This is a genomic window from Epilithonimonas xixisoli (assembly GCF_004365655.1).
Classification (GTDB): Bacteria; Bacteroidota; Bacteroidia; order Flavobacteriales; family Weeksellaceae; genus Epilithonimonas; species Epilithonimonas xixisoli.
On sequence record NZ_SOEO01000001.1, the window covers coordinates 138,788 to 162,210 of the forward strand.

The window sequence follows — 23,423 nt, forward strand, 5'->3', positions numbered from 1 at the left end:
CAAAAAAATAGTCTATTTTTGCAAAACGAAAAAAAAATCTATCGATGCTAAAGAAAACAGCAATTTTATTTTACAGTTTATTCACGTTTGCAACGGCTTTCGCTCAACACGAAACTGTTGAAAACCAACACGGTAAGCCTGTGACTGAAACGCCTGCACTTTCTGAAAAAGATGAGAGAGCGAAAGTAGTGAAGGAATTTGTAGATCATCATATTCTGGATGCTCACGACGTTGCATTGATGGTGAAAGATGGTCATCACATCGGTTTTCCATTACCAATTATTATCTACGATGAAGGTTTTCATACTTTTATGAGTAATACGAAAGGCGTAGATGGACACGAGTTCATCCACGGTTCTCCAGTAGAAAGTAACGGTAAATTCTACACACTTCACCACGAAAAAATCTACAGAACAGACTCAAAAGGAACTTTGACTTTAGATGAAGCTCATCACCCAACGGAGAAAAGAGTTTTGGATTTATCTATCACAAAAAGTGTTTTGACAATTATCATCGTTGCAATTGTAATGTTGCTTCTTTTCGGAGGAATGGCGAGATCTTACAAGAAATCTTTGGTGCCATCTGGTGCTGCGAAATTCCTTGAGCCATTGATCATTTTCATTAGAGACGATATTGCTATTCCAAACATCGGACATAAGTACAAGAGATTTATGGGTTATTTGTTAACTGTATTTTTCTTCATCTTATTCTTGAACGTTTTAGGTTTGATGCCTTTCGGAATCAACGTAACTGGTAACATTGCGATTACATTCTTCTTGGCAATCTTAACTTATTTGATCACAACATTCTCAGGGTCGAAAGATTACTGGAAACATATCTTCTGGATGCCGGGCGTTCCTGTACCAATGAAGTTTATTATGATGCCAATCGAATTGTTGGGAACTTTGACAAAACCATTTGCATTGATGATTCGTCTTTTTGCGAATATGACAGCAGGTCACATCGTTGTAATGACGTTAATCGGTTCGATTTATATTTTCGAGAACTGGATTGCAGGTGTTGCATTTCCGTTCCTGACATTGGTTATTTATTTATTAGAAGTCTTAGTAGCATTTTTGCAGGCTTATATTTTCACAATGCTTTCCGCTTTGTTTATCGGAATGGCAGTGGAGGAGCACGATCACGATCACGCTCATTAATTAAATTAGAATAAAACAATTTTTAAATTATATACATTATGGAAATTCCTAGAATTATTGGTGCAGGTCTTATTGTACTAGGTGTAGGTATCGGTCTTGGAAAAATTGGTGCTGCTGCTCTTGAAGCGATCGCTAGACAACCAGAGCAATCTGGAAAGATCCAAACTGCTATGCTTATTGCTGCTGCACTTGTAGAAGGTGTTGCTTTCGCTGCGTTGTTCGCATCATAAGCCAAAAAACAAACATTGTTACAGCGGTTGGCTGTAGCAATGTTTTATATTTAAAAATTTTCAAAAAAAATTAATCTAACGATATAATGGAATTACTTCATCAGTTTTCATCAGGATTGTTTATCATCCAGTCCATCATTTTTTTAGCTTTGCTTTTCTTACTAGGAAAGTTTGCCTGGAAACCAATTCTTAAATCAATAGACGAGAGAGAAACATCTATCATCGATGCTCTTAATCAAGCTAAATTGGCTAAACAAGAAATGGCCCAGTTGAAAGAGGATAACGAAAGAATCCTTCGTGAAGCCAGAGCTGAGAGAGATGGTATCTTGAAAGAAGCTAGAGATATGAAAGATAAAATCGTAAATCAAGCTAAAGACAGCGCTAAAGTTGAAGGCGAAAAAATGATCGAAGCAGCTAGACAATCTATCCAAACTGAGAAAAATGCTGCTATGGCAGACATCAAAACTCAGATCGGAACTTTGTCTGTAAGCATCGCTGAAAATATCCTTAAAGAGAAATTGGACAACGATGGCGCGCAAAACGCTTTGGTAGAAAATATTCTTAACAAATCTAACCTTAACTAATCAGGATGTTAACATCTAAAGTAGCTAAAAGATACGCTCAAGGTCTATTGGATTTCACGCAGGAGTCTGGTAACACAGATGCTGTTTTCGGTGAGATGAAGGATATTGTGAAAATAATGTCTTCTTCCAAAGAACTGAATCAGTTTGTGAATACACCAATCATTGATGCAAAAAAGAAAGAAGCGATCGCTTTGGAGATCTTCAAAGATTTCTCTCAGGTTTCTAAGAACATCATCCGTTTGGTCATCAAACAAGGCAGAGAATCTCAGCTTAGAAATATCGCTCAGGAATTCATCAATAAAGTAGAAGATATCAATGGAACTCAACGTATCTCTTTGGTAACAGCTTCTCCTTTATCACAAGAAAATATTCAAAAGATTATTACGGATTCCAAAATGGTAAATGTTTCTAACTATGATTTAGAAACTATTGTAAAACCAGAGATCTTGGGAGGTTATATCCTGAGAGTGGGAGATCAGCAGATCGATGCATCAGTAAGAACAAAACTTGGCAATATCAAAAAAGAATTTCAACTTAATTAAGAAAAAACAACCATATAATGGCAGAAATAAATCCGGCAGAAGTATCAGCGATACTGAAGCAGCAATTAGCAAATTTCGATACTCAATCTAACGTAGAAGAAGTTGGTACTGTTCTTACGATAGGGGATGGTATTGCTCGTGTTTACGGTTTAGAAAACGTACAGTACGGAGAATTGGTAAGATTCCAGGCTGGAGTTGAAGGTATCGTTCTTAACCTTGAAGAAGATAATGTTGGGGTTGCACTTCTTGGTGAATCCAAATTGGTAAAAGAAGGTGATACTGTAAAAAGAACAAACAGAATCTCTTCTATCAAAGTTGGGGAAGGAATGCTTGGTAGAGTTGTAGATACTCTTGGTAATCCTATCGACGGTAAAGGACCTATCCAAGGAGAACTTTACGAAATGCCATTGGAAAGAAAAGCGCCGGGAGTTATCTTCCGTCAGCCGGTAACAGAACCACTTCAAACTGGTATCGTTGCTATCGACTCTATGATTCCTGTAGGAAGAGGACAAAGAGAGTTGATCATTGGTGATAGACAAACTGGTAAAACAGTTGTGGCTATCGATACCATTATCAATCAGAAAGAATTCTATGATGCTGGGCAACCAGTATATTGTATATATGTTGCAATTGGGCAAAAAGCTTCAACTGTAGCGCAGATCGTTAAAACATTAGAGGACAAAGGTGCTTTGGCTTATACAGTAATTGTTGCAGCTAATGCTTCTGACCCAGTTCCAATGCAGGTTTATTCTGCAATGGCTGGTGCATCTATCGGTGAGTATTTCAGAGATACTGGTCGTGCAGCATTGATTGTTTATGATGATCTTTCAAAACAAGCGGTTGCTTACCGTGAGCTTTCTCTACTATTGAGAAGACCACCGGGACGTGAGGCTTATCCAGGAGACGTTTTCTACCTTCACTCAAGATTGTTGGAAAGAGCGGCTAAAATCATCAAAGATGATACGATTGCAGCTCAGATGAATGACTTGCCAGAATCTCTAAGGCCATTGGTAAAAGGTGGCGGATCTTTGACAGCGCTTCCAATTATCGAAACTCAAGCTGGTGACGTTTCTGCATATATCCCGACAAACGTAATTTCGATTACAGACGGTCAGATCTTCTTGGAGACAGACCTTTTCAACTCAGGAGTTCGTCCGGCGATCAACGTTGGGATCTCTGTATCCAGAGTTGGTGGTAATGCACAGATCAAATCAATGAAAAAAGTTTCTGGTACTCTTAAATTAGACCAGGCTCAATATAAAGAATTGGAAGCGTTTGCTAAATTCGGTTCTGACTTGGATGCTGCTACTATGGCGGTAATCTCAAAAGGAGAAAGAAACGTGGAACTTTTGAAGCAACCAGTGAACTCTCCACTTCCGGTAGAAAATCAAGTTGCGATGATCTACGCAGGAACTGAGAATCTATTGAGAAACATCCCTATCAAAAAGGTAAAAGAATTCCAGGTAGAATATGTGGATTTCTTGAAAAACAAACATCCAGAAGTAATGGCAGCTCTTAAGTCCGGGAAAATTGATGATCAATTGACTGGCGTTTTGAAGCAAGTAGCGACAGAACTTTCTGCGAAATACAACTAAAAAAGTTCAATGTTCAAGGATTCAAAATTAAAAGTTTTGAAACCTTGAACTTTTCAAACAATAATCTTTGAGCTAAAGAATGGCAAACTTAAAAGAAATACGAGGCAGGATTACATCTATATCTTCTACGATGCAGATTACAAGCGCTATGAAAATGGTTTCCGCAGCGAAACTGAAGAAAGCGCAAGATGCGATCGTAATGCTAAGACCTTATTCTGAAAAACTTCAGGAGATCATACAAAATGTAAGTGCGGCGTCTGATGCAGAGAACATCTCGGAATTTGCATTGGAAAGAGAAGTGAAAAAAGTACTTTTCATCACCGTGACTTCCAACAGAGGTTTGGCAGGAGCTTTCAACTCATCTGTGATCAAGGAACTTAATATCCAGTTTTCAGCTAATGAAAATGTAGAGATAGAAGTTTTGACAGTAGGTAAAAAGGCTTTTGATGCTGTGAGAAGAAACAAAACAGTTTACGAAAACCACAGTTCACTTTTCGACAATCTTTCTTTCGATCACGTTTCAAATATGACTGGGAAAGTAATGTCAGACTTCAAAGCAGGCAAATTTGATAAAGTCTATGTTGTTTACAACAGATTCATCAACGCAGCAACGCAGGAGGTAGTGACAGAGCAGGTTTTGCCAATTTCATCAGCTACAGAAGAGAAAACTGGCTCAGCAGATGTCAATGTAGATTATATCTTCGAACCGGGTAGAAAAGAGATTCTTGACGTGTTGATTCCAAAATCCATCAAAACTCAGATCTTCAAAGCAATTTTGGATTCCGTAGCATCAGAACACGGTGCAAGGATGACAGCAATGCACAAGGCGACCGACAATGCAGACGCACTTAGAAATGATTTAAAAATCTTCTACAACAAAGCAAGACAGGCAGCCATCACCAACGAAATATTAGAAATTGTTTCCGGAGCAGAAGCGCTCAAGAACAGTTAATAAAGATAAAGTTAAAGTTAGTAGTTAGTTATAAAAAGCATTGAGGGTCAAACTTCAGTGCTTTTTATTATTTACGGCGGTTTGTATTTTAATAATTTGGGCAGCTATTTCCGCCTTCCACTCCCGCTATTTTTCGCCTTTGCTTTTCCAGCCACAAAAAATGAGCTCCGTTCAAGTCGGGCTGCAGCTTCGCAAAGTTTAGACATTCAATATTCATCGACCTTTGTTGAAAGAAACGAAGCTTCGAAATATAGGTAGAAGAATAATTTATCAAGTTTATGTAAAGGTGCGAAGCTCCGAAATATTGTTTTTCTCCAACTTCTAAAATCTCACTTCTAACATCTAAATCGAAGTTAAAAAATTTATCTATCTTTGCAAAGATTGTATATAACAACATCTAAATGGATTCTGATAGTTTAGTCAAACTTCTCATAGCATTATTTCTCGTTCTTCTGAATGGCTTCTTTGTAGCCGCCGAATTTTCAATAGTAAAAGTACGTTACTCCCAAATCCAAATCAAAGCGGCAGAGGGAAATACAGTAGCGAAACAAGCGGAACACATCATCAAGAATCTTGATGCCTACCTCTCTGCAACACAGTTGGGGATTACACTTGCTTCCCTTGCCTTAGGTTGGGTAGGAGAGAGCGCATTGCACCATATCATAGAAGCCACATTCCATTCCCTGAATATTGAATTGGCCCAAGCTACAGTTACCACCATTTCTGTAGTTTGTAGTTTTCTATTGATCACCGTGATGCACATCGTATTCGGAGAATTGGTTCCAAAGTCTATTGCGATTAGGAAGTCAGAAGCAACAACGCTTTTCATTTCCTATCCGTTGCACATTTTTTACAATGTGTTCAGACCATTCATTTGGTTGATGAACTCATTGTCCAACGCATTCTTGAAATTAATAAAAATATTTCCAGCTTCGGAACACGATATCCACTCGACCGAGGAATTACAATTGTTGGTAAAACAATCGGCAGACAGTGGAGAAATTGAAGAAGAAAACTACGAGATCATCAAAAATGCATTCGATTTTACAGATCACAATGCGAAACAAATTATGATCACGAGACAGAATATCTCGTCCATTGATATCAATGATGATCCAGAAGATATCATCAACCAAATTATGGATAGTGGCTATTCCCGTATTCCTGTTTACGAAGGTTCTATTGATAATATTATCGGAATTTTCTACACAAAAGAAATCATTAGAGAATATATCAAAAGCAAAGGCCAAGTGACTCACGAGAGTTTGAGAGGCTTTATGAGAGAGCCATTCTTTGTGGTTGGAAGCAAGAAGATTTCTGATCTTTTGAAGGTTTTCCAATTGAAAAAGCAACATATTGCGATCGTTATCGATGAGTTTGGTGGAACCGAAGGAATCATTACGCTGGAAGATATTCTGGAAGAATTGGTTGGAGAAATCCAAGATGAGGAGGATGAAGAAGAAAAAATCGTAGATAAAGTGGGTGACAATGTTTATTGGGTGAAGGCGACTCAACCTTTGGACGAGATTAATGAGCAATTGCCTAAGAATATTCCGCCATCGGAAGAAGGAGAATATAACACGCTTGCAGGATTTATCTTGAATGAATTGCAAGATATTCCAGAAGAAAATCAAGAATTTGAATATGGTAATTATCATTTCAAAATCTTGAAAATGCAAAACAAAAGTGTAGAGTTGGTCGAACTTATTTACAATAAACCATTTCTAGAAGATATTACCGACGAAATCACTGAATAAAAAAACAACGTTATGAAAATCTACAACAACAGATCTTATGACGAACCAAAACGCCAGTACGAAGAGGAAGTATTGGTGATGGAGCTGGAAGATGAAGTTTATAAAATTGTCCTTCACAACGATGATGTCAACACCTTTGATTTTGTAATCGAATGTTTGATTGAAATCTGCGAACACACCTTGGAACAGGCAGAACAATGCACAATGCTGGTTCATTACAAAGGGAAATGCACCGTAAAAACAGGAGCGCTTGAAAAATTAAAACCAATGCATCAGGCATTGCTTGATAGAGGTCTTAGTTCCGAAATAGTATAAATTAAAACGATTGCTTTGGCGATCGTTTTTTTGTTTTAACTGAACTTCTGCCTCGGTAAATTAATCTCGTGAGCCTGTGGATAGGGCTTTCGGGAAGTCATACTCACATCTTCTCTGATTTGCTTGTGGATATCATATTGCTTTTCTTTGTCATAAGCATAACGTGGGTCAGGAATCATCGGCATCTTTGCCATCTTATGAATTGTAATGGTCGGGAAATGATAATCTACTTCCACCGTTCCCAGCAAAAGATAGCAACCGCCACCCTGAAATTGATATTTTTCCAAACTATCCGGAAAGTGTGCCGTGTCAAAATAATCGCCATTCAGATCAACCCAAGTTCCGAAAAACATTGCTCCCTTTTTGGTTGGAACGTGTTTTCTGGAAATCAAATAAGCCAGCATTTTGACCTGGTTTTTATGAAACTTCAGCAAATCTTTCACAAAAACATTGCCTCGGAATTTGGTTTGTAATAAGTCAAATGGACTGCACGAAACAGGAAATCCAATAATTTCAACTTCATCAAAAGCATCTTCAAACTGTTTTCGTTTCAATTCCGGAAGTTTAAAGTCATTGGCTGGTTCATCGAAAAGGGCAATATTTCTGTTTTCAATTTTATAATTAATTAATAGCAATCTTGCTTCTACCAACAATTCGTTTTTAGGCTTTCCCGTAAATCTGAACGCACCTATGAAGATCAATATTTGAATGGTTTCAATCCCAATCGGAATGCGTTTGATAAAGTTTTCTAATGATTTATAATCACCGTTTTTATCCCGTTCTTCAGAAATAAGTTGAGCCACTTTTGTTTCCAGCGATTGCAGAACCATAAAACCCAGATAGATTTCTTTTCCTTTGAGAATCGTTTGATAGTCGCTGTTATTCACGCAAGGATTCTGAACATCGGCACCAGACATTCTGGCTTCGTGGATGTAAACTTCCGTCCGATAAAAACCACCTTGATTATTGATGACCGAAACCATAAATTCCAGCGGATAATAAACCTTCAAATACAAACTCTGATAACTTTCCACTGCATAAGATGCCGAATGCGCCTTACAAAAAGAATAGCCCGCAAAAGATTGAATTTGCCGGAAAGCTTCCGCAGTCATCTGCTCCGAATGTCCTTGTTCTTTACACTTTGCAAAAAAATTGTCTTTAACTTTATTAAGTTGTTGAATCGACCTTTCCTTTCCACTCATCGCCCGTCTCAAAATGTCGCCATCTGCGTGAGAAAGTCCACCAAAATACTGAGCAATTTTTATCACATCTTCCTGATAGACCATAATGCCGTAAGTTTCCTTCAGATTTTCCTCAAACACCGGATGAAAATATTCGAACTGATTCGGATGATTGTGCCGGAAAATATATTCTCGCATCATTCCACTTTGCGCAACGCCTGGTCGAATGATGGAGGAAGCGGCAACCAAAATTCTATAATTATCACATTTCAATCGTCTCAATAAGCCACGCATTGCAGGACTTTCGATGTAAAAACAGCCAATTGTTTTGCCAATCGCTAAATATTCATTACAAACAGATTCGTCCTTCGAAATCGTAGTGTCCCGAATATCAATCTCAATTCCTCTGTTTTTTTTGATTAATTCTACGGTGTCGTTGATGGTTCCCAAACCTCTTTGCGAGAGAATATCGAGTTTTTCAAGTCTCATATCTTCTGCAACATCCATATCAAATTGAGCAATAGGAAATCCTTTCGGTGGCATTTCTAAAGCAGTAAAATTGGTGATAGGTTCTTCTGAAATTAAAATCCCACAAGCGTGCATACTTCTTTGATTTGGAAATTTTTCCATTAATTTCCCATAATCTTGAACGAGTTTTACAATAGAATTTCTGTCGTGTGTTTCCATAGGTTTCCCAGCCAAATCGTCTAATTCTTCTTTGGGCAAACCAAAAGCTTTTCCCACTTCCCTGAAAATCGATTTATATTTAAATTCTACATTCGTTCCGCAAAAAGCCACATAATCTTTTCCGTATCGTTTAAAAATATATTTCAATATGTCATCTCTGTTTTGCCAGCTCCAATCGATGTCAAAATCAGGTGGTGATTTTCTGTTAAGGTTAAGGAATCTTTCAAAGTAAAGGTCAAGTTCTAAGGGACAAATGTCTGTGATTCCAAGACAATAACTCACAATGGAGTTAGCACCGCTACCTCTTCCAACGTGCATAAATCCCATTTGATTACTGTAGCGAACAATGTCCCAAGTAATCAGGAAATAGGAGCAAAAATTAAGGTCATCAATTACTTTAAGTTCTTTCTCAACCCTTTTCTCCGCTTCTGCGTGATTCAAACCGTACCTTTTTTTTAATCCTAAATGTGCTAATCTACTGAGCATTTTTACATCTGTTATCTTTGATTTTGTGTAGGACTGTTTGTTTCTTACTTTTTTAAAATCAAATTCAAAACTACATTCAGCGAGAATTTTTTTAGTGTTATTAATGATTTGTGGATAATGTTCAAATGATTTTATTAAATCGATTTCCGCTTTGAAATATTCCGATTTTCTGCAAATGTCATCTTCAGAAAGTTTTGAAATCAAAGTATTGCCGTCAATCGCTCTTAGGATTCGGTGAAGATTATATTCCTTTTTTGTGCTGAAAGTGATAGGCTGAAGAACAACCATTTTGTTAATTCTATCTTTAAATTCCGGTCGAATCAAAATATTTAATTCCTCTTCACGGATTCCAATGAATTCATTTTCTTTTAGAGTTTCAGGAATATTTTGAATTGGATAAATGACAAATACTTGATTGTAATTTGGTGCTGTTTCAGAAAGTTCAATGCCGTCGCAATTATATTCAGTTAAAACTTTATTCACTTCTCCAATTCCGCTGAATTCCTTTGCAATTGCAATGTAAAGTAATCTGTTTTCTTTTCTCACTTCAATACCGGCAATCGGTTTTATTCCAGCTTTTTCACATACTTTTTTAAAATCATAAATAGCCGTCACGGTATTAATATCGGTCAAAACTAATTCTTTAATGCCAAGTTCGGAAGCTTGATAAATTAATTCATCAATTGATAAAGTGCCGTAACGAAGGCTGTGAAAAGAATGACAGTTGAGATACATTTAATTAAAATTTTAAAAAATTATTTACCGAAATCATAACCGGAAGCTCGCCCAAGCACGTCTTTTCCGAATCGGTTTTTAAGGTAATCCATCGTCTGGTAAAGGCTCATCTGTTCTTCGGTATCTTCAAAAAGATTCATCTGGTGATTGCCGTGAACCAAATCTGTGAAACGCAAACCAACGAGTCTGATTCGCATTCTCCTCGTATAAACTTTGTTGAAAAGTTCCAGCGCCACCCTTGACAAAGTGTGGTCGGCAGACGTGTAAGCAATTTTGTGTTGCTTGGTTTCCGTATCGAAATTGGAATACCGGATTTTGATGACGACCGTGGAAGTCAGCCATTTTTCCTGTCTCAATTGATAAGCTAACTTTTCTGCCATTCCAGAAATCAACCGTTTTATTTCCAGAACGTCAATGGAATCGGTTGCAAAAGTCCGTTCGGAAGAAATTGATTTTTTTTCAGAATAAGGAACGACTGGATTTTCATCAATGCCGTTCGCCTTTTTCCAAAGTTCTTTTCCGTTTGCGCCAATCATTTGTTGAAGGACCAAAACGGGCATTTCGGAAAGTGTGTGAATGGTTCGTACGCCAATTCTCGAAAGAAGTTGAAAGGTTTTATCGCCAACCATCGGGATTTTTTTGACGGAAAGTGGATTCAAAAATGGCTGGATTTCTGTTTCCCTGATTTGAAATTTCCCTTCAGGTTTCGATTCTCCCGTTCCGATTTTTGAAACGGTTTTGTTATTAGATAAAGCAAAACTTATCGGAAGTCCAGTTTCATTTTTCACCGCTGATGCAATTTCTTTGGTCCATTGATAACAGCCAAAAAATTTGTCCATTCCGGTCAGGTCAAGATAAAATTCATCAATGCTCGCTTTTTCCATCAATGGCACTTTGTCCTGAATCACTTCTGTGACCAAATGAGACATTTTAGAAAAATTCTCATAATCGCCTTTTACCACTTTTGCATCGGGACAAAGTCTGAGCGCCATTTTGATTGGCATCGCAGAACGAACACCAAATTTCCGTGCTTCATACGAGCAAGAAGCCACCACGCCACGGTCGCCACCACCTATTATGAGTGGAATTCCGTTGAGTTCTGAGTGGTTCAGTCTTTCGCAGGAAACAAAAAACGTGTCCAAATCCATATGTACAATTGCTCGATTCACGTGACAAAATTAGTTACATTTTAAAACAAAATGATTACATTTGTTGTTACAAATTATAACAATGTCAATTTTTTCAGATAACATCAGGTTTTTGAGAGCAAAGAAAATGACGACTCAACAAGAGTTGGCAGATACTTTAATTATTACAAGGTCGAGATACGTTTCGTATGAAGATGGACGTTCTGAACCGCCGTATGACGTTCTCATTACAATGTCGAAGTTCTTCCATATCAGCATCGATTTGTTGTTGACAGTGAATATTAGAAAGTATCCTTTGGAAGAAATGATGAATCTACCAGACAACAGAATCGTCCTACCAATCATAGTTGATAATTTGGGAAATAACAGCATCGAAATCATTCCTCAAAAAGCATCAATGGGTTATTTGTCAGGTTACAGCGACCCGGAATATATCGAAAGTCTTCAGAGAATATCATTGCCTTTTTTGACGAATGGAAAATACAGAGCTTTTCCTGCGCAAGGCGATTCTATGCCACCTTTCAAAGATGGCTCGTTCATCATCGGAAAATATGTGGAAGATATTGAGGATTTGAAAGTCAATAAAAGCTATGTTTTTGTGACTTTGAATGATGGGATTTCTTACAAACGATTCAAAGGTCAAAAGAAAAAAGCCATCGAGGTTTCGGCGGACAATTCTTTTTACAAGCCTTATGAGATTCCGCTCAGCGAGATTGTGGAAATCTGGCAATATGCGTCGGGGATTTTTCCTGAAGATTTTGAACCTGATAATTTTGATAATTATAATTTGAAAGATATGTTTTTGGAAATCAGAAAAGATATCAAAGAGTTGGACAACAAGGTTTCGAATTCCAAATAAATTTTAAAAATGTACAGTACAGAGATGCAACTCAGTTTGTTTGATGCAGGCGAATATTACCAATTTCCGACCGAGTTATTGGATTATACCGAACATTTTTTGTCTGAGGAAAGAGCAACGGAAATCGAAAAAATACTCATAGAAACAGTGCCTTGGAAACAAAGCACGCAAAAAATGTTTGATAGAGAAGTCCTGACGCCACGTCTGACAGCTTGGTACGGCGACGATGAAAAATCTTATCATTTGGGTGGTAATGAATTCAGTGTGAATGCTTGGACTCCGGAACTTTTAGGCTTGAAATATAAAATCCAGAAACTGACGGGTCATCAATTCAATTCTGTTTTGCTCAATTTTTACAGAGATGGAAATGATTCTGTGGCTTGGCATCGCGACAAGGAAAGCGAATTAGGAAACCGTCCTGTCATCGCATCAGTTAGTTTTGGGCAAGTGAGGAATTTTGATTTTCGGAAAAAGGATAATCATCAGAACAAATATACTTTGCCACTTCAACACGGTTCATTGTTGATTATGAAAGGAGATTTGCAGACGAATTGGGAACATCGGATTGCGAAATCTACCAGACCAATGAAACCTAGGATTAATTTGACTTTTCGGAATATCCGTGAGTTGTAAATAAATTATATAAAAAAACCGATTGAATTGTCAATCGGTTTTTTGTTTATTTAGAATTTCACATTGAAGATTTTCTCTTCGCCATTTCGTTTTACAGTCACTGGATGTTCTTCGCCAGCTTTTATTTTGGAGAGACAGTCCATATAAGAATAGACTTCTTTCACTTCGCAAGTTCCTATTTTTGTAAGAACATCACCTTGCAGGATTCCTGCATTGGCGGCCGGTCTGTTATCGATAACGCCATCAATGCCCATCCCGTCTTTACTGTCAGCATAATTTGGCATAATTCCCAAGCTTACTTTATATTTCGGAACTGCTTTGGTTGCTACAACTTTGGTTTTTACAAACGGAATTTCTTTTTCATTTCCTAAAGCATTCGCTAAATCAAAAACATAATTTGCAATTACTGTTCCTCCAGAATAATTAATCTTGTCCGAATCATCAGTCGGTTTGTGATAATCGTTGTGCGTTCCTGTGAAAAGGAAAAGAACAGGAATGTCTTTCAAATAAAAAGAAGTATGGTCGCTTGGTCCAACACCAGATTCGTCCAAAGCGATATTAAATCCTTCCGGCTTATATTTTTTTACCAAGTCGGGTAGGATAGGAGAGGTTCCAACACCACCAACGGTTAAATCTTTTTTATCATTAAGTCTTCCAACCATATCCATATTGATCATAAAAACAGTATTCGGATAGGTGGTTTTGATAGTTTCTGCTAATTTCTTGGAACCCATCAATCCATCTTCTTCGCCTGAGAATAATGCGAAAACGTAATTTGCATTTTCCTTTGTTTTATTTTGAGAGAACATTCTTGCCAACTCCAAAACTGCTGCAGTTCCGGAGGCGTTATCGTCTGCACCATTGTGGATTTGTCCAGCCGAATTTGCTAATGTAGAATTGTGATGTTCATTAAGTCCCAAATGGTCGTAATGCGCACCGATTACAATGGTTTTGTCAGCTTTGTTATCCAAAACTGCAATCACGTTTTTACCTTTTACAGGTGTAGATGTTTTATCGTCGTGTGGATTTAGTTTGACGCTGTATTCAAAATTCTGGATGAATTCTTTTCCTTCATAAGGTTTCAATCCTAATTTTTTGAACTCGGCGGAAAGATAGTTTGCGGCTTTTGTCTCGCCTTCGGAACCTGTCAATCGGCCTTGCAATTCGTCAGAAGCTAAGTAATAGATGTGCTTTTTTAAATTGTTTTCATTGGCTTGTTCTAAACGAGAAGTTTTTTCCTGAGAAAAATATAATGCAGAAACTCCTATTAGAGAAAGTGTTGATAGTTTTTTTAAATAGGTTTTTGATAAAAACATATAGTCTAATTTTTATTAAGAACAAATATAAACTTTTTCGTGCTATTTCATCTTCCAATATTTATCATAAAAAATCCTAAGAATTATCTTAGGATTTGTATTGTTAATATCGATATTAATTTATTCAATAATAATCTTTTTGGTTACTTTTTCATTGTCTATGATGATAGTTCCGAGATAAACGCCAGGCTTCAAATTAGAAATATCTATCTGATTGGTATTCTGTTTTGTTATGATAATCTGACTTCCACTCATATCGGTCAATTCAAATGTAAAATGTTTTGAGGCATTATCCATTTTCAAATTTAAAACACGCTTTGCTGGATTAGGATAAAACTGCACAGACTCCAACGTTTTTGAAGTCTCGTCCACAGCTAAAGTCGTTTTAGAAGCCACGGAAAAATGTTGGATTGCTCCAACTGCCGCTGTGCCTACGTTTTTCACATAAACGGGATCCATATTTATCAAAAGGTCATTTGCTGTGTGGACATAAGGATTGTTGTAGCCACCTTCATATTCAAAATAGCCCGTGATGATCTCTCCATTTTGCTGAAAAGGAACATAGTCTGTATTCTCTGCCGGATCAAAATCAACAGCTAATGTTGAGTACAGCGTGGTGCAATTTGCCAATTCCTGAACCGCAATTGCCGCCGCTGCATTATTGCTCGATGGGGAACTTTGGTCTTTGTCGTGATAAAGTTTGTTGTTGGTTCTGTTTTTCAGTCCACCAACTTGATCCAGATTCACAACTACCTTGATGTCCATCTTCGGAGAGGTTCCGTTCACGACCTGTGACACATATCTGGAGCTTCCCAAAAGTCCTTGTTCCTCACCAGAAAAATGGATGAACTTGATAGAATAATCTGTTGGAACATCTTTCAAAATTCTTGCGATTTCCAAAATGATAGACGTTCCGCTTCCGTTGTCATTAGTCCCAGGACCATTGATGGAATCGAAATGCCCACATACAATCACAAATTTATTAGGGTAAAGCGTTCCCGTTTTCGTTACGATCAGATTTTTGGAAGAAAGATTGTTTGCTGTCCAGGAGTGTTCCTGGAAATTTGCAGTGGTGTAACCAAGAGCTGTGTATTTGTTCTTAAGCCAATTGAAGGCATTTGTGTTTTGCGTTGTTCCAGTTCTCTTCACACCGAGGTTTTCAAACTCTTGCAAATACGTATTAATGTTGGTTTGAGAAACTTGATCGGCTCTATCTTTATAAGCCTGAATAAAATTCTGGGCATCTACAAATTGAAGAGACGTCAATAAAATTAGTGAACTAATATATTTTTTGAACATTATTTTGATTAATTTCAGCAAAAATAAAAAAATCCCGAGATATTTCTCAGGATTTTATATTGATAACAAAGATTTGTAATTATTTTACTTGATCTACAACAGCTTTGAAAGCTTCTGGATGATTCATTGCAAGATCTGCAAGAACTTTTCTATTTAGCTCGATGTTGTTTTTCTTAAGAGCTCCCATAAACTGAGAGTAAGATAATCCGTGCTCTCTAGCACCCGCGTTGATACGAGTTACCCAAAGGCTTCTGAAACTTCTTTTCTTTTCTTTTCTACCGCGGTAAGCATATTGCATTGCTTTTTCAACGGCATTTTTAGCTACAGTCCAAACATTTTTTCTTCTACCGAAAAAACCTTTAGCCTGTTTCATTACTTTTTTTCTACGCGCTCTAGACGCTACAGAATTTACTGATCTTGGCATAATTTAAATTGTTTTTTTGAAATGTGCGGAATCGAAAATAATTGATAAATGATAATTGATGAATGATATTTTTCCCCAATTCTCAAACTCTCAAATCCTCATTCTCTTAGTTGCTCCATTTCAGGGTTAATTGTTGAATTTTTTTGAATTCTTATAAACCGAAATGATTTATAAAAACTACTTTAACGCTAATTGACGTAGAACGCTTTTCTTGTCCACTTCTGCAACGTAAGAAGTTTGCGTCAGATTTCTCTTTTGCTTAGTTTCTTTCTTTGTCAAGATGTGGCTTTTGAAAGCACCTTTTCTTTTGATCTTTCCGGTTCCGGTAAGAGCAAAACGCTTTTTAGCACCTGATTTCGTTTTTAATTTTGGCATTGTTTTGCTTTTTATGTTTTGTTATCAATATCTATTTTAATATTCCTAAACGTAATTAAGAATAATAGTTTGCAAAACTACAAAAAAATTCTGAAACTGTGGCTGTAAAATCTGTGTTTGATTTGATTAATTCAAAATACAAAAAACCTCAAAAACGAATTTGAGGTTTTATATAGAAATCGAATTATATCAATATTATTTTGCAGGCTTCTTAGGGCTCATCATCATAATCATTCTTTTTCCTTCTAGCTTAGGAAGCTGATCTACTTTCCCAACATGCTCAAGATCTTGGGCAAGTTTCAAAAGAAGAATTTCTCCTTGGTCTTTGAAAATGATAGAACGTCCTTTGAAGAAAACGTAAGTTTTCAATTTAGAACCTTCTTCCAAGAATTTTTCAGCGTGCTTTTTCTTGAAGTCATAATCGTGATCATCTGTCTGAGGACCAAATCTGATCTCTTTTACAACTACTTTTACTTGCTTCGCTTTTAGCTCTTTGGTTTTCTTCTTTTGCTCGTACAAGAATTTTTTATAATCCAAAATACGAGAAATGTAAGGCTCTGCTTTATCAGAAATTACCACAAGATCAAGCTCTTGCTCTCTTGCAATTTCTAAAGCTTTAGACAATGGATAAACTCCAGGTTCTACATTTTCTCCAACCAAACGAATTTCCCTTGCGCGGATTTTATCGTTGATTTGATGAAGGTCTTCTTGGACTGGACGTCTCATCGGACCTCTGCTGTTGTTTCTTTTTAGTGCTATGGTTTTAAATTTTAAAATTAATAATTTGTTCTAAGGCTTATTGGTTTGCTCCCAATTCAAATGCTGGTTTTGCCTGCTCTTTGAAATAAGTAATGAAGTCTTCTACTTTCATTTCTCCCAAATCACCTTCGCCTCTTCTTCTTACAGAAATCGTACCGTTATTTTCCTCGTTCTCACCTACGATAAGCATAAATGGTAACTTTTTCAATTCGGCATCACGGATTTTCTTTCCCGTTTTCTCGTTTCTGTCGTCAATCAATCCGCAAATATCGTGAATTTCCAATGATTCTGAAACTTTTTTTGCATAATCTGAATATTTTTCACTGATCGGCAAAATAGTAAACTGCTCCGGACTCAACCAAAGTGGGAAATCTCCCGCTGTATTTTCTATCAAAATCGCAATGAAACGTTCCATAGAACCAAACGGCGCTCTGTGAATCATTACTGGTCTGTGCTTCTCGTTATCGCTTCCGTTGTACCAAAGGTCAAATCTTTCCGGCAAATTGTAATCTACCTGAATTGTTCCCAACTGCCAGCTTCTTCCCAACGCATCTTTTACCATAAAGTCAAGCTTCGGACCGTAGAAAGCGGCTTCACCATATTCAGTTACAGTTTTTAGACCTTTAGCTTTCGCCGCTGTTACAATGGCGTTTTCTGCTTTTTCCCAGTTCTCATCGGAACCGATATATTTGTCTCTGTTTTCTTTGTCTCTTAATGAAATTTGAGCCGTAAAATCAGCAAATCCAAGTGAACCGAAAACATAAAGTACAAGGTCAATCACTTTTTCAAATTCCTGCAATAACTGGTCTGGCGTACAGAAAAGGTGCGCATCATCTTGAGTAAATCCACGAACTCTCGTCAAGCCGTGCAATTCTCCAGACTGCTCATATCTGTAAACTGTACCAAATTCAGCATAACGCTTTGGCAAATCTTTATAAGACCATTGTTGAGCCTTATAAATTTCGCAGTGGTGCGGGCAGTTCATTGGTTTTAATAAAAACTCTTCACCTTCATTAGGTGTTTTGATGGGTTGGAAACTATCCTCGCCATATTTTTCCCAGTGTCCTGAAGTGATGTATAATTCTTTCGCTCCAATGTGCGGAGAAATCACGAATTCATAACCTTGTTTTTTCTGAGCTTTGGAAAGGAATTCTTCTAATTTTTTTCTAAGCGCAGCTCCTTTTGGCAACCAAAGTGGAAGTCCGGCACCAACTTTTTCTGAAAATGCAAAAATTCCTAATTCTTTACCCAATTTTCTGTGGTCACGTCTTTTAGCTTCTTCAAGTCTTTCAAGATATTCTGTCAGTTCTTTTTGTTTAGGAAAAGAAATACCATAAACTCTTGTCAGCTGAGGATTTTTCTCATCGCCTCTCCAATAAGCTCCGGCTGCATTCAATATTTTTACAGCTTTTACAATTCCTGTTGATGGGATGTGTCCACCTCTACAAAGGTCTGTGAAGTTATCGTGGGTCACAAAAGTAATTTCGCCATCGGGCAGATTTTCAATCAATTCTGTTTTGAAAGGATTGTCTGCGTATTCTTTTAGTGCGTCAGCTTTGGAAACTTCACGTAGGTTGAAAGTAGAATTTTTCTTAGCATTTTCTAAGATTTTCTTTTCCAGTTTTTCGAAGTCTTTTTCAGACAATGGTTCTCCTCCGAAATCTACATCATAATAGAATCCGTTAGCGATTGCAGGCCCAATTGTAAGCTTTGCATCAGGATAAAATTCCATAATTGCCTGAGCCAACAAGTGAGCAGAAGAATGCCAGAATGCTTTTTTACCCATATCGTCATTCCACGTCAAAAGTTGCACTGTAGAATCCTCCGTTATCGTGGTTTCTACTTCTGTCTGTTGTCCGTTTACGATGGCAGAAATGGTGTTTCTTGCCAAACCGTCACTGATACTTTGCGCAACTTGAAGTGGCGTAACTGCTCCTTCATATTCTCTGATGCTACCATCAGGAAGTGTAATTTTTAGCATAATGGTTTAAAAAATAATGTGTGCAAATTTACGAAATTTCACTCATATCACAATGTTGTATTTTTTGTGGAATCATTTCATTAAATCAAAAAAAATAAGAGCCGAAAATCAGCTCTTATCATATTGATGTAAAATTAAATTAGAATATTCTGGATTAATCTTTTTTACCAAGCGAATCCATCTTGTCCACCATTCCTTGTTCTGGCGTATTAGAAGGCGTTCTTTCATCTGTAAAGTAAAGATCATTTTTTGCCTTTGCAATGATTCTTGCTCTTTTACTTTCGGATATTGGATATTCGTTTGGCGTGTCGGGATATTTGTCTGCAAGGTAAGTTCTTGTTTTTTCTTCCACATCTATCGCACCGTTGTCATCCAATATTTCTTTAGCCGCGTTGGCATCCTCTTCGGTTTCTGTATAAACGGAAATCGTGCTGCTGTCGATACTTGCATATTCGTAGCGATCTCTTTCTACCGTGTCTCTGTCAAATAGCCAATCGAAAAAGCTGGCTTTTCTGTCTGTGTCGATTTTTTCGAGTGCTTCTACTTCGGATTTGGAAATGCTGTAATCATATAATCCAGCTTCTTCCAATTTTGTGATCACATTCCTGCTTTCTGCGTCGTTTGGGAAAATCCCAATAATAGTGTAAGACATAATAATATTTTTTGGTGGTTAAACTTATTTGTATCAACCAAACAAAAATTGTGGCAGAAAAGTAATTGGAAATGATTTTAACATATTTTATTATTCTAATAGATAAAAAAACCTTCCGAAAATATCGGAAGGTTCACGTTAACTCCTAAAAAAACATAATGGGTAATTATGACTAAAATTTTTAACTGATTTTAAAACCCAATCCATCGGGCTCATCAGCAATCCAATTTTCGTGGTGGTGATGTCTTCTGCTATTGGTAAAGAATAGATTGTTTTTCGCTTTCGCAATGATTTTTGCATTTCGGCTTTCGGAAATCACGTATTCCCGATGAGCATTAGCATAATTTTCAGTCATATAATCCTGAGTTGTTTCCTCTACATTCACAGCGCCATTGTTGTCCAGAATATCTCTCACGATGTGTGCGTCTTGCTCGGTTGGCAGATGTACGGTGATCGTGTTGTGGTCTATACTTGCATATTCGAATCGGGCTTTTTCCAAATGATTGTCATCAAACAACCAATTCCAAAACCCATTTTTCTTCTCAATATCTACATTTTTAGTCATTTCTTTTTCAGAATGAGAAACACTATAATCGTAGTAACCAGCATTTTCTAATTTTAAAAGGACCTTGTCTGCTTCCGCCTGATTGCGGAAAAGCCCTACAACAATATAAGACATAGCTGTAATGTTTTTGATGAAACGAAATTTAAAGAACACATTCGGAATCGAATTTTTATCTTCGAATTCCTAATGTTAAATATACATTAAATTTATTAAATAAATAAGCCTTTCAAAAAAAATGAAAGGCTTATTGAATTTTCTGCAAAAAAATCTACTTTTCTGTGTTGTCTGTTTTTCCATCTTTGTTCACGTTGGAACTTTTGTCGATGTCTTTTTTATCGATGTCAGGCGGATTTTTTTTATCCGAAGCTGCTGGAATGTTTTTGAAATCTTCGGTCTGTTTTTTCTGCTCTGCAGAATTGTTGTTTTCTTGTTTTTTATCTGGATTCATAACAACTGTATTTATAATTCATTTGAAGGAAAAGTGTTGGTCTTATCTTCAATAGAATAATGCAAGGCTTTTGCCAAAACGAAAATATCGTTGAGATTCTCTTTCAACTGTTTTTGGCTCTGCTGTTTCAAACTAGCCTGATTCACACTTTTTGTCATATTTTTCTTAGCAGATTCCATCACGCCGTTGATTTCTTTTTGGGAAAACCGATTGATGGCGTAATCGTCCATAAAGTGGATTTTCACATCTGGGAAAATTTTGATTTCAGGCTGAGGGATTTCTTGTAGAATCAATTTTTTATTAATTGTATCAACATCGATTTTCATCCGTTTCAAATCGTATGAAACTTGTGCTTTTGCAGTGGTGTAAAGAACCATTTCTCTCGGAAGAATGTCAAACCCTGCAACTGTAGCCGCAGAACTTTTGTGAGTCTGAAAGCTGGAGAAATCTTGTTCCAAAACCACCATTTTGTTCATCTTCTGGATTTGATTTGTAATCAGATAATAATCTTGATTTACCAAAGCGCCATCTTCTTTTTTGTTGCAACTTCTCCAAGACAAGAATATGAAAACCGTCAAAATGATTCCGAAAAAGAAAGAAAGTAAACCTGTGTATTTTATCATTGATTTTGAATTTGTCAGCAATGTTTAAACGTGGAATCTTATGCAGCCCCACTTGAGTGGAAATCCTTTTTTGTGGCTGGATAAGCCAAGGCAAAAAGATTGGGAACGGAAGGCGGAATAGCTGCCCAAATTATTATTTAAATAAACCTGAATTATTATCTTTTTTCAGAATGTTAAGCAAATCTCTTTCCAAATATCCAGTTTCTGGCATTTCTGTGATTCTTCCAATTTCTTTGCCATATTTTTTAACAATGATGGTCGGGACTCTGGTCACGTTATAGATGCCTTCTTCGCCAGCTGGAGATTCTTTTTTGCGGTTGACGCCGATGATTTGCATTTTGTCTGTGTTGTACTTCAAAGCGTCCAAAATCTTAATCAATCTTGGGAATTCTCTGTGGCTGTCTTCGCACCAGCTTCCCACGAAAACGACTAAACTGTAACTGTTGAGTTTTTCTTTTTTCAGTTCTGAGAGGCTTGTCTGGTCAATTTGATAACGATTGTACTCTTCATCAAACCAAGTTTTGAAAGGTTCTTTTTTGAACTGGTCAAGCGTTTGAGTTCCAAGCAACATTTTGCCATCGTTTTTAGACTCAACTTCACGGTTGACGATGACTCTTTCTGCGCAAGAATTAATGCTTGTCAATACAATGATTCCTAATAATATTGAAATTTTTTTCATCCTTAGTTTTTTATTTTAATAGAGAAGCGATGTCTGCCGCAGAGTAATATTTGTTCTTCAAAACCTTGTTGTCTGCAACGCGGTGAACATTGTATTTGTCGCCAGATTTTTCATAATAAGCATCGGTTCCTTTGGCTTTGTAGAATTCTACAGTTTCCTGAGCCTGAACTTCATTATCACAAGCTTTCGACATATTAGAACGCTGAACTTCATTGAACAATTCCACGAATTTCTCTCCCAAGCCAAACTCCAAAACAGCACCGCTCAAAACATATTGCAAATCGCAAAGTGCGTCTGCAACTTCCACAAGGTCATTGTCTTCGATGGCTTTTTTCAACTCGTCCAATTCTTCTTGCAAAAGGCTAACTCTCAAAGCGGTACGCTCTTTTGAAGGAATCTGAGGCGTGTCAAGAATTGGCGCGTTGAAGGTTTTGTGAAATTCGGCTACCTGATTCAGGCTATCTAATTTTTCCATTGTTTTTCTAAAATTTTAACAAATATAAAAAATGCCGTCCAAGGAGACAGCATTTATAAAATTAAAATGTTTTTTGAGTTAGATTTTAATTGATGATATGGAGTTTTGTAAACTGAATATTCTGCAATTCATTCATTTCTTTGCCTTCTAACAAGAATTGATTTAATACTTTAAATTCAGCACTTCTACCTGCGATTTTCATAATTAAATCTTTCTTAAAGTTTCTAATTACATAATTGTCAAGAGATGATTTTAAAACAATAAAGAAATTATTTTCACTAAAATTTCTAGAAATTTCCAGATTTCTATTCATTTCAATATATTCATCTGGAAAATTTATTTTATTGAAAATTTTGCGAGTTAAAATTATTGGTAAATAAATCAAGAGTAATTTTGCATATTTCTCAGGAATTCTTTTCTCAATAAATTTCGAAATTATATTTTCATCATTTTCATTGATGCCAATATTATCCCAAGTATTAATTGCTTGAACAAAATATAAATGGATTCTTTCGTTTTCAGTTGTCATATTTCAAAATTACTTCAATCGTTCCAATACTCCTTTCCGTTTCACAATATTTTTATAATCCCATTGGATATTTATTGATTTTTCCAGCCAACGTTCCAAATCATCTTTATTAATCTCATTCCAATCATTATAAAATATCGAAGCATCTTGGAATTTCTCACCTTCAACATTCAGTTGTGATTCATCGAAAGATTTTCCACTCCAAAACATCAATCGAATTCCCCGTTTTTGTTTGCTGTATCCAACAATCGGATTTCCATTCAAAAACCAAACGGGATGAGCGTGCCAAATCTTATTCTCAGCTTCAGGAAGATGCTTGTAAATTTCTTCTGAAAGAATATTTGCAATCTTTTCATCTTCTACTTCAAGATTTTGGTTGTATGAAATGATGTCAGAATTCATTTTGTTTATATTTAAAAACCCTTTCAAAGTTA

At 36.7% G+C, this 23,423-nt stretch carries 26 protein-coding genes; 10 read left to right on the forward strand and 16 right to left on the reverse strand.

Translation table 11 applies throughout. From position 1 onward, the window contains the following. Nucleotides 1-44 precede the first annotated feature (44 nt). The 8 genes from atpB to B0I22_RS00645 all read left to right on the forward strand — a co-directional run bounded on the left by atpB (nt 45) and on the right by B0I22_RS00645 (nt 7,135). A complete protein-coding gene (gene atpB / locus B0I22_RS00610) occupies nt 45-1,160 on the forward strand; it encodes a F0F1 ATP synthase subunit A (protein WP_133942677.1) in 1,116 nt (371 codons plus the stop codon). Between the two features lie 38 nt (nt 1,161-1,198). After that, nucleotides 1,199-1,390, forward strand: a complete 192-nt coding sequence (atpE, locus tag B0I22_RS00615) for an ATP synthase F0 subunit C (RefSeq protein WP_027384648.1) — start codon at nt 1,199-1,201, stop codon at nt 1,388-1,390. Nucleotides 1,391-1,473: 83 nt separating this feature from the next. Continuing rightward, a complete protein-coding gene (locus tag B0I22_RS00620; protein ID WP_185094383.1) occupies nt 1,474-1,974 on the forward strand; it encodes a F0F1 ATP synthase subunit B in 501 nt (166 codons plus the stop codon). A gap of 5 nt (nt 1,975-1,979) precedes the next feature. After that, entirely contained in the window at nt 1,980-2,516 is a 537-nt protein-coding gene (gene atpH / locus B0I22_RS00625) for an ATP synthase F1 subunit delta (RefSeq protein ID WP_133942678.1), read from the forward strand. Between the two features lie 17 nt (nt 2,517-2,533). Further along, entirely contained in the window at nt 2,534-4,111 is a 1,578-nt protein-coding gene (gene atpA / locus B0I22_RS00630) for a F0F1 ATP synthase subunit alpha (protein ID WP_133942679.1), read from the forward strand. A 79-nt stretch (nt 4,112-4,190) separates the two neighbouring features. Then, the gene (gene atpG / locus B0I22_RS00635) at nt 4,191-5,063 is read left to right on the forward strand and encodes an ATP synthase F1 subunit gamma (RefSeq protein WP_133942680.1); all 873 of its coding nucleotides are present in this window, start codon (nt 4,191-4,193) and stop codon (nt 5,061-5,063) included. A 401-nt stretch (nt 5,064-5,464) separates the two neighbouring features. Beyond that, nucleotides 5,465-6,820, forward strand: coding sequence for a hemolysin family protein (locus B0I22_RS00640; protein ID WP_133942681.1), 1,356 nt, complete (start codon nt 5,465-5,467; stop codon nt 6,818-6,820). A 12-nt stretch (nt 6,821-6,832) separates the two neighbouring features. Continuing rightward, complete coding sequence (locus B0I22_RS00645) at nt 6,833-7,135, forward strand: ATP-dependent Clp protease adaptor ClpS (RefSeq protein WP_133942682.1); 303 nt, start codon at nt 6,833-6,835, stop codon at nt 7,133-7,135. A 35-nt stretch (nt 7,136-7,170) separates the two neighbouring features. Here the strand turns inward: B0I22_RS00645 and B0I22_RS00650 are convergent, their stop codons facing one another. Continuing rightward, complete coding sequence (locus B0I22_RS00650; protein WP_133942683.1) at nt 7,171-10,224, reverse strand: DNA polymerase III subunit alpha; 3,054 nt, start codon at nt 10,222-10,224, stop codon at nt 7,171-7,173. A gap of 20 nt (nt 10,225-10,244) precedes the next feature. Beyond that, complete coding sequence (gene dinB, locus B0I22_RS00655; RefSeq protein ID WP_133942684.1) at nt 10,245-11,393, reverse strand: DNA polymerase IV; 1,149 nt, start codon at nt 11,391-11,393, stop codon at nt 10,245-10,247. Between the two features lie 61 nt (nt 11,394-11,454). On the opposite strand from dinB, the gene B0I22_RS00660 reads away from it, so the two are divergent. Together B0I22_RS00660 and B0I22_RS00665 are read left to right on the forward strand one after the other, a co-directional pair. Beyond that, a complete protein-coding gene (locus B0I22_RS00660; RefSeq protein WP_133942685.1) occupies nt 11,455-12,231 on the forward strand; it encodes an XRE family transcriptional regulator in 777 nt (258 codons plus the stop codon). 9 nt (nt 12,232-12,240) lie between these two features. Beyond that, entirely contained in the window at nt 12,241-12,864 is a 624-nt protein-coding gene (locus B0I22_RS00665) for an alpha-ketoglutarate-dependent dioxygenase AlkB family protein (protein WP_246022120.1), read from the forward strand. Nucleotides 12,865-12,914: 50 nt separating this feature from the next. Here B0I22_RS00665 and B0I22_RS00670 read toward each other — a convergent pair whose 3' ends face one another. From B0I22_RS00670 to B0I22_RS00735, 14 genes are all read right to left on the reverse strand, one after another. Beyond that, nucleotides 12,915-14,180, reverse strand: coding sequence for a M20/M25/M40 family metallo-hydrolase (locus B0I22_RS00670; RefSeq protein WP_133942686.1), 1,266 nt, complete (start codon nt 14,178-14,180; stop codon nt 12,915-12,917). Nucleotides 14,181-14,300: 120 nt separating this feature from the next. Further along, complete coding sequence (locus B0I22_RS00675; protein WP_133942687.1) at nt 14,301-15,479, reverse strand: M28 family peptidase; 1,179 nt, start codon at nt 15,477-15,479, stop codon at nt 14,301-14,303. Between the two features lie 79 nt (nt 15,480-15,558). Further along, a complete protein-coding gene (gene rplT, locus B0I22_RS00680) occupies nt 15,559-15,903 on the reverse strand; it encodes a 50S ribosomal protein L20 (protein WP_133942688.1) in 345 nt (114 codons plus the stop codon). A 177-nt stretch (nt 15,904-16,080) separates the two neighbouring features. Beyond that, entirely contained in the window at nt 16,081-16,278 is a 198-nt protein-coding gene (gene rpmI, locus B0I22_RS00685; RefSeq protein ID WP_034965196.1) for a 50S ribosomal protein L35, read from the reverse strand. A 195-nt stretch (nt 16,279-16,473) separates the two neighbouring features. Then, nucleotides 16,474-17,004 (reverse strand): translation initiation factor IF-3, encoded by a 531-nt coding sequence (gene infC, locus B0I22_RS00690; protein WP_133942689.1) that lies wholly within the window; start codon nt 17,002-17,004, stop codon nt 16,474-16,476. A gap of 70 nt (nt 17,005-17,074) precedes the next feature. Then, the gene (thrS, locus tag B0I22_RS00695) at nt 17,075-19,018 is read right to left on the reverse strand and encodes a threonine--tRNA ligase (protein ID WP_133942690.1); all 1,944 of its coding nucleotides are present in this window, start codon (nt 19,016-19,018) and stop codon (nt 17,075-17,077) included. A 154-nt stretch (nt 19,019-19,172) separates the two neighbouring features. Continuing rightward, on the reverse strand, nt 19,173-19,670 hold the full coding sequence (locus tag B0I22_RS00700) for a hypothetical protein (RefSeq protein ID WP_133942691.1): 498 nt from the start codon (nt 19,668-19,670) through the stop codon (nt 19,173-19,175). Between the two features lie 181 nt (nt 19,671-19,851). Next, nucleotides 19,852-20,349 carry a hypothetical protein gene (locus tag B0I22_RS00705; RefSeq protein WP_133942692.1) on the reverse strand — a complete coding sequence of 166 codons (498 nt, stop codon included), beginning with the start codon at nt 20,347-20,349 and terminating at the stop codon, nt 19,852-19,854. A 154-nt stretch (nt 20,350-20,503) separates the two neighbouring features. Beyond that, nucleotides 20,504-20,683 carry a hypothetical protein gene (locus B0I22_RS00710; RefSeq protein WP_133942693.1) on the reverse strand — a complete coding sequence of 60 codons (180 nt, stop codon included), beginning with the start codon at nt 20,681-20,683 and terminating at the stop codon, nt 20,504-20,506. An 11-nt stretch (nt 20,684-20,694) separates the two neighbouring features. Next, a complete protein-coding gene (locus B0I22_RS00715) occupies nt 20,695-21,306 on the reverse strand; it encodes a DUF4230 domain-containing protein (RefSeq protein ID WP_133942694.1) in 612 nt (203 codons plus the stop codon). 133 nt (nt 21,307-21,439) lie between these two features. Further along, on the reverse strand, nt 21,440-21,985 hold the full coding sequence (locus B0I22_RS00720) for a TlpA family protein disulfide reductase (RefSeq protein WP_133942695.1): 546 nt from the start codon (nt 21,983-21,985) through the stop codon (nt 21,440-21,442). A 10-nt stretch (nt 21,986-21,995) separates the two neighbouring features. Beyond that, the gene (locus tag B0I22_RS00725) at nt 21,996-22,460 is read right to left on the reverse strand and encodes a pyrophosphohydrolase domain-containing protein (RefSeq protein WP_133942696.1); all 465 of its coding nucleotides are present in this window, start codon (nt 22,458-22,460) and stop codon (nt 21,996-21,998) included. Between the two features lie 85 nt (nt 22,461-22,545). Further along, nucleotides 22,546-22,989, reverse strand: a complete 444-nt coding sequence (locus B0I22_RS00730) for a hypothetical protein (protein ID WP_133942697.1) — start codon at nt 22,987-22,989, stop codon at nt 22,546-22,548. A gap of 9 nt (nt 22,990-22,998) precedes the next feature. Next, nucleotides 22,999-23,391 carry a DUF1801 domain-containing protein gene (locus tag B0I22_RS00735; RefSeq protein WP_133942698.1) on the reverse strand — a complete coding sequence of 131 codons (393 nt, stop codon included), beginning with the start codon at nt 23,389-23,391 and terminating at the stop codon, nt 22,999-23,001. Between the last annotated feature and the right edge of the window lie 32 nt (nt 23,392-23,423).